Consider the following 10,706-nt stretch of genomic DNA (forward strand, 5'->3'; position numbering starts at 1 on the left):
TAACTAGTTTATTATTATCAGACGACATGTATGTATTGTAGCCCATTGGCTACAATGTGACAAGAGCAATCTTCTGCCAAAGCAATAAGGTATAAATTTGCAAACTTTAGTGCAAAGAGCGAAAAGAGACCTGATTATTAGAACCTAAACCTCTCTTAACCAACTAATTAGGGGAACCACGTTTGCCGGGGTTCCATCTACCTCATAGCTTGCTTCGTCGCGCAAGGTGATAATAGTTAAACGCTTTGCGCCAAATTCTCTCGCGGCTTGCCTTAGCGCCCTTAATTCTCTTTCTACGGTTAAGGGATTATCTAATGAGGTACAGACTTGAATGAGCTCGGGGCCGGGATTAGAATTAGGCAGAAAAAAATCCACTTCGTTCTTTTGGGAAGTCTGAACATAAAAAAGAGACAAATTGCAAACATGTCCCCTGCGCAGGAGTTCTACAAAAACTGCATTTTCTAAGAGTGCTCCGCGCTGACTCCGAGTCTGATCGGAACATGCGCTTACAAATCCATTATCAACCGTGTAAATCTTTCGCGTAGAAGAAATGCGCTGGCGCGTCTTGTAACTAAATGCCTGAAGCTCAAAAAAAAGATAGGCCTCGTGAAGATATCCCAAATATTTTTGAATCGTAGCAAATCCAACTTGGTGCAAAGCCCTTTCCAAACTTCGCGCCGAAAAACGCGAACTTACAGAATTAATTAAGAGATTCGCGAGGCTGCGAATTGCCACGGTATTTCTGATGCGATGGCGATTAACAACATCGCGTAAAATTACAGCATCAAAGAGAGTGCGCAAATAGGCAGCAGGATCAGTTCTTTGCAAAACTACCTCGGGAAATCCGCCAAGTTCCATCCAACTATCTAGCGCATCGACTCTAACAGCCGTTGCATCTATCGAGCGCGCAACACAATATTCCTCAAAGTTAAATGGGAATAATTCAACGATAATGTGGCGGCCGGTAAGTGAGGACGCAAGTTCCTTGCTGAGTAATTTTGAGTTTGAGCCAGTAATAATCATGTTCTTTCCGCGGCGCTGCTGGCGATTTACGAAAATCTCCCAATTGGGAAGATTTTGGATCTCGTCGAGCACGTAATATTCTGCCTGCGGCTCGACAAGCTCAAGCGCCTCCATGAGCTCATCATTTTCGGCAATCGCACCCAAAACCACTTCATCCTCAAGGCTCACGAAAGCAAATCTCTCGCCCCGTAACGACTTAAGAGCAAGAGTTGATTTGCCCGCACGCCTAGGTCCAAGAATGACCTTTACTTGCGCCATAGGAAGATACGAGCGAAGCTTAGCCTCGACCTTCTCTCTTCCAACAACGCCAAACTTTAGAATTTGCTCTACTTCCTTGGCCTGACGTTTTAGCGCATTGATAAGTGCCGTATTCATAATTATCAAAATAGCCTTTTTTGATAATTACAACAACAGCAGAACAAAAACCTAGCGATAAATGCCGTACCCCCTAAAATAGCCTCGGAGTCTATGGGAAAATTCAAGTGGCTTGAAGCAACGCGAGGTAACTCATTGAAATAACGGAAGCAAATAGACGCTGGAATCGAGTAGCTCCAACGAAAGCAATAAACCGGCTGCACTACATCATGCCATGCGAACTACCCACAGAGTCGCAACGGCGTACACTTATATTAAAACATAGAAAAATTAGGCATGAATAAGGAACAACTCTACGCTAGCCCTTATGTCACTCTTGTTTTATCCTTACTTTTATGCGAGGATGCAGCGCTTATTTGGTTGTGTCTGAGTCCTAAATATTTAATTTTAAGTGAGATTTAAAATGTTTGCCGTCATTAGAACAGGTGGAAAACAGTATCGGGTTGAGCCTGACAGTATTATTAATATTGAGAAAATTAAGGGAGAGGTTGGTGACGACCTCATGCTTAGCGAAGTCCTTTTGGTAGATAATGGCGCAGAAGTAAAAGTTGGGCAGCCATTAGTCGAAGGAGCTGCCGTGAATATAGTGATTATGCGCCACGGCAGGGCAAAAAAGCTGATTGCTTTTAAGAAGATACGCCGCCATGGCAAGCAAGTAAAAAAGGGGCATCGCCAGAGCTTTACGCAGGTGCGTGTGAAAAATATAGTCTGCTAGCTTTTAAAGCATTTTTTTAATATTTCAGAGTTTAGAATATTCTATTACCAACGAGGTTTCTATGGCACATAAAAAGGCGGGCAGTTCGTCGCGCAATGGACGCGACTCGAGGGGGCAGCGTCGAGGAATAAAAAAGTTTGGTGGTGAAAGCGTAATTGCTGGAAACATATTGGTTCGACAGCTAGGCACCAAGTTCCACCCAGGAAATAATGTCGGCATGGGGCGCGACTATACTCTTTTTGCACTAAAGAACGGAAGCGTGGCTTTTGAGGACAAGCGCGGAAGAAAGGTCATTAGCGTTTACTAAATGCAGTTTGCCGTAGCACAGCGATAATATATTTTTTTGGGATAATATATTTTTTTTGGGGCCTAGCTATTTATTATTTCGCGTCGTACCACGTCATTCCGTCTAATCTATGCCGCGCAAATGCCAGTGCCCATATAACACCTAAGCGTTACCTCTGTGCGATTTATTGACGAAGTAAAAATATCTGTAGTCGCTGGAAATGGCGGCAGTGGATGCGTGTCTTGGCGACGAGAGAAGTTTGTTCCATTTGGTGGGCCCGATGGTGGCAACGGAGGAAGCGGCGGAAGTGTTATTTTTCAGGCCGAGTCTGGACTCAATACACTGATCGATTTTAGCTTTAATCCAATAATAACCGCCGAAAATGGGAATGACGGCGAAGCTAATCAGAGAACCGGCAAGAACGGCTTAGATACTATCTGCAAGGTTCCAGTTGGAACACAGGTATTCTTTGGCGATAAGTTGGTTGCCGATATTTCTTCTGGCAAGGCGCGCTGGATTGCGGCTCGCGGTGGAAATGGTGGCAAGGGAAACGCGTTTTTTAAGTCAGCCGTAAATCAGGCCCCAGACTTCGCTCAGACTGGACAAGCTGGAGAGAAATTCGAATTTACGCTAATACTAAAATCCATCGCGGACGTTGGACTAGTTGGATTGCCAAACGTTGGAAAATCTACATTTATCGCCAGCATATCAGCAGCGTCACCTAAAATAGCCGACTACCCATTTACAACGCTAAGGCCAAACCTCGGCGTAGTGGATCTGGGAGAAGATAGGAAGTTTGTCGTGGCCGACATCCCGGGCCTTATTCCCGGAGCCCATCTTGGCAAAGGCTTGGGCATAACTTTTCTTAAACACATCGAACGCACAAAAGTCCTTGCCCAATTTATCGACGTAAGTGTCGATTCAGCGCCCAACGAAAGAGAAGTTAACAAAGCAGAAAAAAATGACGATACCTATATAGTAGAGGCGGCAATTCGGCAATTTAAGGCTATAGATAATGAATTGGGAGAGTTCTCAGCAACTTTGATAAAGCTACCGAGAATAATAGTATTTTCCAAGGGAGACTTGAGCCAATCCGAAAAAGCCTACAATCTAACGCGAGGTGTATTTGAAGAAATGGGGTTTAAAAGCTACTTAATTTCTGCTATAAACAAGCAAGGCATTAAGAATCTTTTAGAAGAGTTGTATAAACTTATTAGGAGGTAATTATATTGCTTATAATTTATGTGCCGCAGCAAAAAGCTGCGATTATGGAATTAAGAATCTCATACAATTCCTCCAACAATAGGCTATTAGCGCTAAAATGACATCAACTAATAGCCTAACATCCCCAAATCACTTATCTGGATACGAAATTGCGACACAGGCCATGACATCAGCCATTGAGCAAAAGGCTAGGGATGTTTCTGGCCTAAATCTTCAGGGTATTTCAGATGTAACAGAGTATTTTATTATAGTTAGCGGCACATCAGCTCGCCATGTTCGCGGCATTGCGGACAAGATAAAGCACGATTTGCGGGAGAGAGGGGAAAAACCTATCTCTTCTATTGGCTACGAAGTTGCAGAATGGGTTCTGCTTGACTATGGTAATGTCGTCGTTCATGTCTTCTTGGAACAAACTCGCCAGTACTACGGCCTGGACGAAGTATGGAAACATGCGCCACGTCTATCGCTCAGCACGGAGCTAGAGGCTGAGGCTAAGAAATTGCGCACCGGCATGTTCTAAGAAAAAGACGAGCTAACGGCAAAATCTTTATTTGATTTGCATTTGCACAATATTTCCATTTCCCGAAGAGGCAAGTATATGGTTAATCGAATAGTGAAGTATATTATTGCTCTTTTGCTCGTCGGCACAGCAGCGGGCTATCTATTTTACTTCAACCGCCACGCAGTTACAGTCACCTTAGCTCCCGGAAAAGTTTGGGAAGCACCTTTAGCAATCGTTCTAATGGCGGTTTTCTTTTTGGGAACGGCCATGCTTGGCGCCGTTGCAATATATTTAGGTGCTAAACATTCCTTTAAAGATTGGCAAGACAAACTTAAGCGAAAACGCCTCACCAACCATTCGCAACTTTTGCAAAGCGGAAGCGAACTATTAGCACTTGATAGTTTTAGTTCGGCTAAAACCAATTTGGAAAAAATCGTAAATCAGGATTCCTCCAATGTCTTAGCGTGGCTAGCACTGGCACAGGTCTATGAAAAGCAAGGCAAAACAGATGATTGCCTAAGAGTATTAGAACGGGCGCGATTAAATAATGCTGGAAGCTATCTCGTGTTATTTAAAATCGCTGAAATCAATCAAGCTTTGCTGAACTACACCGCTGCATACGACAACTTAAAAATAGTTCTAAATGCTCATCCCAAAAATATCCTTGCGCTAAAAAAAATAGTTACGTGTTGTAAAAACCTTAAACGCTACGACGAGGCAATTGCATATACTAAGGAAGTCCTGTCGGCAGCTTACGGAAAAGAGCAGGAGGCTTACAACCAAGAACTTGCAGAACTAGAACTCCGCTACACTGAGACTAAGCATAGCGAAAATTCCTTAGAACTTAGATCTGCCCTAGAAGCAATATTGAGAAAACATAGAGACTTTCCGCCCGCACTCGACGCTCTAGCCAAGATAGAACGCGGTCAATCAAAACTTCAGGCGGCGTCAAAACTGTGGACGAGAGCCTATCAGGTAACGCGAGAGATTGTTTACTTAAAATCCATAGCATCGATGTGGCTGGATGCTAACGATTCAGCAGCAGCAGTCGATGCAGTAAAAACTGCCATTAATTACAAAAAAGCTGCCGAACTTTCTCTTGGAGAAAGAGTTTTTTTGGCCAATCTTTTCTTAGCATTTAACAAGTCTATAGAGGCTAAAGATGAGTTAAAGCAAATCGAAACTCAAGGAAAAATTTCAGATAACATGCTTAGACATGTAAACTTAGTTAGAGCGAGCATCCTTCACCACGAGGGCCGACACGCCGAAGCAAACCGAATATTAAAAAGCATTATCGAGCGCGATAAATGCATAACTGGTTATTTGCCTTCAAAGACGGCTGGCACAAACGGAAGTGCAGCCTTGCATCCAGCAACCGATGAGTTATCAGCTACCAATGACAAGGCCATTTTGGCGACGACTAGCAACTTAACGCAATGACGTGAGAATAAAATAGCGATTTGCAATGAGCTTATGGCAAAAACGAGAGCGAAAAATTGCAGCTTAGCGAGCAAATCCAGGCGATTGCTGGCACTAATTATTCTCGACGGGCTCGGGAATAACCCAAACACCGAGGCAAATGCAGTTAGCCATGCAAAAACTCCAACGCTAGACAGCCTGCATCGCTCCTGCCCATACACTGAACTAATTACCTGCGGCGAACGCGTAGGGTTGCCGCAAGGACAAATGGGCAACTCTGAGGTTGGCCATTTAAACATCGGCGGCGGAAGGGTTATAGAGCAAGAGTTAAGCCGGATTAATCGATATACATCCACCAACAGATTAAGCGAACTACCTGTCTTAAACGATCTATTGAGGCATCTTAGAGATAATCCTAAACAAGCTTTGCACTTAATTGGCCTACTGAGTAAGGGCGGGGTGCATAGCCACATAAAACATTTAGAATCCTTGATTACGGAGGCAGCTAAGCAAGGAGTACAAAATATATTCATTCACGCCATTACCGATGGAAGGGATCGCCCCCCTCAAGCAGCTCAGGACGAAATAAGTGAATTTTTGGATTTCTTGCGCGGCGTAAGGCAAGAGTTCCCTGCTCTATTGAATTTGCGAATTGCATCTATGATTGGTCGTTACTTTGCAATGGATCGGGACAATAGATGGGAGAGAACCCAAATTGCCTATGAGCTCTTTACCCTCGGCAAAGGTGCGCCAGCGCATGACCCACTAAGCGCTCTAGCGGGAAAATATGGCGAAAGTATATCTGACGAGTTCCTCCCGCCCTTAGTTTTTTCGCTGGATTCCATAGAGCGTCCGGCTACCATAGCTGACGGAGACTCAATATTGTTTTTTAACTTTAGAGCAGACCGCATGCGCCAAATAGTTAGCTCTTTCTGTGCTGCCAATTTTGACTTTTTTGAACGAGCAGTTGTGCCTAAAATTAACTCCATTCATACACTGACAGAATACGAGGCCGATTTCGACGTAGAAGTGCTTTTTCGACCTCAGGTAGTTAGCAATCATTTGGGCAATGTGTTGTCAAAGGCGGGTTTGCGGCAACTACGCATCGCAGAAACGGAGAAGTATGCACACGTAACCTATTTTTTTAATGGTGGAGTAGAGAAGCAGGATCCGGGAGAGAGTAGAATACTAATACCTTCGCCACGAGATGTTAGCACTTACGATCAAAAGCCTCAGATGAGCGCCTTTGAGGTTACCGACGCTTTATTGAGTAAAATTGCCAATGATGAAGTGGACGTCATAATCCTAAATTACGCAAATTGCGACATGGTTGGACATACTGGCAATTTTTCTGCGGCCGTAAAGGCAGTGGAAGCGGTAGATACCTGTCTTGGCCGCGCAATTGCGGCCATAGAAGGAAAGGGCGGCATAGCCATAGTAACCGCAGATCACGGAAACGCCGAGCAAATGATCGATTACAAAACTGGCAAACCTCATACCTTTCACACCACGTTTCCAGTTCCTTTTTTTCTTGTAGGAAAAGGTTTCGCCAATGTAACATTGAAACAAAATGGCTCACTTTGCGACATTGCACCGACCATTTGCGAGCTGCTAGAAATCTCGCAGCCGGCAGAAATGACTGGTAAATCCTTATTATTATAGTTTGCATGTTATCGCGCGTTTTAGATTTTATATATCCGCCAACTTGTGCCGTATGTAGCGGCGCACTAAAGAGTAGCAATACGAAGCCGCTCCTTTGCACGCAGTGCGATCCCGCAAGACGAGCAACCCCATGCAATCTCGTTTCCCGCAAACTACCTGTCGCGAGCAATATTGCGAATTTGCACGATGCTCTGCATTCCTGCCTTCGCTGCGGAGAGCCATCTCCACCAAATTACCAAAAAAATCCCATTTGCGTAGCCTGCGAAGTGTGGCCACCACCACTTAGATACGTTCGCTCGCTTTGGTACTATGAGAACCAGGCCGAAAACTGCATAAAAGCATTCAAATACGGCAACAAACATCGGCTAGCAAACTATTTTGCAAATCAACTCCTCGCCGCTTTGTGCGGCTCAGAACACTATTTGCCAATTTTTGCCGATGCGAATATTAACGACATTAGTGCTGTACAGTCGGTTTGGGATCTAATGTTGCCCCTACCCTCTTCTCACTCATCTACGCGAATGCGCGGTTACGCGCACATGGCTTTTATCACAAGAATACTCAGTCGCAATCTTGGCGTTAGTGCAAGCCTTGAGGCACTGTATTCGCCGACGAATCGCCTTGCGCAGGCAAAACTGGGATACAAAGAGCGCTTTCAGAACGCAAAATCCGCTTTTGCGGCACGAGGGAAGGTAGTTAAGGGAAAGAAAATAGTTTTAATCGATGACGTAATGACTACAGGAGCTAGTCTTTGGTCTGCGGCCTGGTGCTTGCTCGATGCGGGCGCTATTAGCGTAGATGCTCTGACCATTTCGCGCTCTAAACATTTTGGCAGTTTGCGCTTGAATTCTGCTAGACAACACATTGCGGAGAGCTTTGTTGCATGAGTCGGCGACATAAATTTGCTAATGCAATTTGCGTGTTTATATCTGCGGTCGCGCTCTTGTGGATAGCTCAAGGCATAGAAGGGGAAGAAGTATTCAATCAAATTAAATCCGTCAACGCGTTTAATCTAGTCCTCGCATTAGCATTCACATCAGCAAGTTACGCTCTCCGTTCATGGCGCTGGCCTTTTTTCTTTAAGTATAATCCTCCTTCGTTTTCAGCTTCATTTCGCTGTCTTAATGTTGGTTTTTTTATGAATAACATTTTGCCAGCTCGTTTAGGGGAGATAATAAGGGCCCATCTTGGAGCAAAGGCCACGAAACAGACTCGCACACCTGTTTTAGCAACTATAGCCGGTGAGCGATTAGCCGACGGGGTGATGATTAGTACCATTTTTTCCATCCTGTTCACCATTGGGGCAAACCCTGCCGAAATTGCGCAAGGACGCGAGATTTATTTAGTCTCGTATTTGTTCGGCGTAGCGGCTTTATTAACTGCCATTTTATTGGTTAAAAGCAATTTAGCCTACTCTCTTCTCGATCGCCTTGGGAGACTGTTTTCGGGTCATTTGTCTAGTTACACACTAGTGCGCGCCCGGCGCTTTATAGACGGTTTAGAACCGATGCGTCGGCCCTCGCGCTTAACGCTGATTGCAATTTCATCGCTTATCGTCTGGCTCGTAGAGCTCGCAGCTTACTACCAGGTATCGGCGGCATTCGATATGAAAATGACAGTTGGAGCTCTCAGCCTTTTTCTCGCAGCCGTCAATTTCAGCTCGCTAATCCCTGCCGCACCAGGTGGCATAGGTGTAATTGAAGCATTTGCTACATTAGCTCTCGTTCAAATAGGCATATCTAGGGAAACTGCTTTTGCTATGGTAGCAAGTCAGCATCTCATACAGTTTGTCGTAGTTGGGTTCCCCGGACTGTTGTTCTTTCTTATACAGATGAAAGGTCATTTGCCGGAAGATAAGGATTTGGAATCAGAAAATGAGTTAACAGACGAAGGCGACTCGACGCAAAAAAGCGATAATGACACTGCGCTAAACATGAGCCGTGTTCCTCCGAGCGAATGGCACAAGAAGGATAAGGCTAGCGATGTGAAATTGTCGATCGTCATACCTGCCTATAACGAAGAAAATAGAATATCAAAAACTCTTGCCTCAATAGTAGAATATTTTAATGGCCGTGACACCATATTTGAAGTCTTGGTAGTGGATGATGGAAGTTTGGACAAAACGTCAGAACGCGTAAGAGAGTTTGAGGCAAAACACAAAAACATAAGACTTTTGACATACCCATATAACCGAGGCAAAGGTTACGCCGTCCGCTTCGGCATATACAATTCGATCGGGGAATGCGTATTGTATAACGATGCCGATGGCGCGACGCCAATTAAGGAAATCGAAAAGCTAGAAGCGGCAATCAAAAATGGAGCCGACATCGCAATAGGCTCTCGGGCGCTATACTCTAAGGATACATCTGTAAAAACGGTTTTTTACCGAAAGGCGTTAGGCCGGATTTTTAACGGTTTAGTAAACTTTATTATACTTCCCAAAATTGCAGACACTCAGTGCGGATTTAAGTTATTTTCGCAGGAGGCAGCTAGATACGCCTTTAGTCGCGCCCGTGCCGATCGCTATTCATTTGACGTAGAAATACTCTTTATAGCCAGAAAGGGTGGCTTTAAGATCATAGAAGTCCCCATTAATTGGACAAACATCCCAGGCTCAAAAGTTAATTTACTAGTCGACTCTATGGCTATGCTATTAGACGTTCTAAAGTTTCGCTTTCGCGATCTCATTGGTATCTACGACACTTCCAAATGATCTTACGACGGGATTTTTTTGCAAGAACGACTGAAGTCATTGCTCAAGAACTCCTGGGAGCTTTCTTAGTTCACGATTTGCCTTATGGGCGCGTTGTAGGTCGCATAGTTGAAACGGAGGCCTATCTCAGCGACGGCGATCCCGCCTGCCACGCACACAAGGGCATGACGAATAGGAACGCCTCAATGTTTGGCCCAGCGGGAAGAGCCTACGTCTATCTTGTCTACGGCATGTATTATTGTTTCAATGTAGTTACCGCCGAGAAGGGAAAAGGCGAAGCTGTCCTTATCCGCGCCCTTGAACCCATCGAGGGAATTTCGCTGATGGAGCGCCACAGGAACACAAGCGATTTAAAAACACTCTGCAATGGCCCTGGCAAATTAGTGATGGCAATGGGAATTGATAAGCGCCATGATGGCCAAACTCTAATGTCGGGGGCTCTTAAGCTAATGTCTAGCGATAGCAGTGAATTTCAAAAATACAATTCCCAAGAAATCGATATATTACGCACCACCAGAATAGGAATTTCAAAAGGAACCGAGCTTCCGCTTAGATATTATATTAGGGACTGCAATTTTATTTCTAAGAAATAAAATTTTGTGAACATCTGCCTTAATTCTTGCGATAATAAAGTAGGTTCTGGTTTGTCATTTTATACCATTTATACCATTTACAAAAATGATTTTTGTAAATGGTATAAACAGCAAGTGCGTAAGCACTTGCCAATAAACAACAAATACCGTTTCCAAAAAGTAAAATATTTAAGTTACTTTTTGGAAACGGTATA

The 10,706-nt window shown here is 44.3% G+C and carries 10 protein-coding genes; 9 read left to right on the top strand and 1 reads right to left on the bottom strand.

The genetic code is table 11. The features are described 5' to 3' along the window. Window positions 1–144 precede the first annotated feature (144 nt). Window positions 145–1,398 (bottom strand): ATP-binding protein, encoded by a 1,254-nt coding sequence (locus tag IT291_04220; GenBank protein MCC6220430.1) that lies wholly within the window; start codon window positions 1,396–1,398, stop codon window positions 145–147. 403 nt (window positions 1,399–1,801) lie between these two features. On the opposite strand from IT291_04220, the gene rplU reads away from it, so the two are divergent. From rplU to IT291_04265, 9 genes are all read left to right on the top strand, one after another. Then, on the top strand, window positions 1,802–2,113 hold the full coding sequence (gene rplU / locus IT291_04225; protein ID MCC6220431.1) for a 50S ribosomal protein L21: 312 nt from the start codon (window positions 1,802–1,804) through the stop codon (window positions 2,111–2,113). Between the two features lie 61 nt (window positions 2,114–2,174). Then, window positions 2,175–2,420 (top strand): 50S ribosomal protein L27, encoded by a 246-nt coding sequence (rpmA, locus tag IT291_04230; protein MCC6220432.1) that lies wholly within the window; start codon window positions 2,175–2,177, stop codon window positions 2,418–2,420. A gap of 156 nt (window positions 2,421–2,576) precedes the next feature. After that, complete coding sequence (gene obgE / locus IT291_04235; GenBank protein MCC6220433.1) at window positions 2,577–3,623, top strand: GTPase ObgE; 1,047 nt, start codon at window positions 2,577–2,579, stop codon at window positions 3,621–3,623. A gap of 97 nt (window positions 3,624–3,720) precedes the next feature. Beyond that, window positions 3,721–4,143, top strand: a complete 423-nt coding sequence (rsfS, locus tag IT291_04240) for a ribosome silencing factor (protein ID MCC6220434.1) — start codon at window positions 3,721–3,723, stop codon at window positions 4,141–4,143. A gap of 78 nt (window positions 4,144–4,221) precedes the next feature. Continuing rightward, a complete protein-coding gene (locus IT291_04245; protein ID MCC6220435.1) occupies window positions 4,222–5,565 on the top strand; it encodes a hypothetical protein in 1,344 nt (447 codons plus the stop codon). A 33-nt stretch (window positions 5,566–5,598) separates the two neighbouring features. Beyond that, on the top strand, window positions 5,599–7,206 hold the full coding sequence (locus tag IT291_04250; GenBank protein ID MCC6220436.1) for a 2,3-bisphosphoglycerate-independent phosphoglycerate mutase: 1,608 nt from the start codon (window positions 5,599–5,601) through the stop codon (window positions 7,204–7,206). Between the two features lie 5 nt (window positions 7,207–7,211). Beyond that, entirely contained in the window at window positions 7,212–8,093 is an 882-nt protein-coding gene (locus IT291_04255; GenBank protein ID MCC6220437.1) for a ComF family protein, read from the top strand. After that, window positions 8,090–9,919, top strand: coding sequence for a flippase-like domain-containing protein (locus IT291_04260; protein ID MCC6220438.1), 1,830 nt, complete (start codon window positions 8,090–8,092; stop codon window positions 9,917–9,919). The genes IT291_04255 and IT291_04260 overlap by 4 nt, the downstream gene beginning before the upstream one ends. Continuing rightward, the gene (locus IT291_04265; GenBank protein ID MCC6220439.1) at window positions 9,916–10,512 is read left to right on the top strand and encodes a DNA-3-methyladenine glycosylase; all 597 of its coding nucleotides are present in this window, start codon (window positions 9,916–9,918) and stop codon (window positions 10,510–10,512) included. Before IT291_04260 ends, IT291_04265 begins: the two co-directional genes overlap by 4 nt. Window positions 10,513–10,706: the final 194 nt, after the last annotated feature.

The organism is Deltaproteobacteria bacterium, from assembly GCA_020845775.1.
Taxonomy (GTDB): Bacteria; Bdellovibrionota_C; UBA2361; order SZUA-149; family JADLFC01; genus JADLFC01.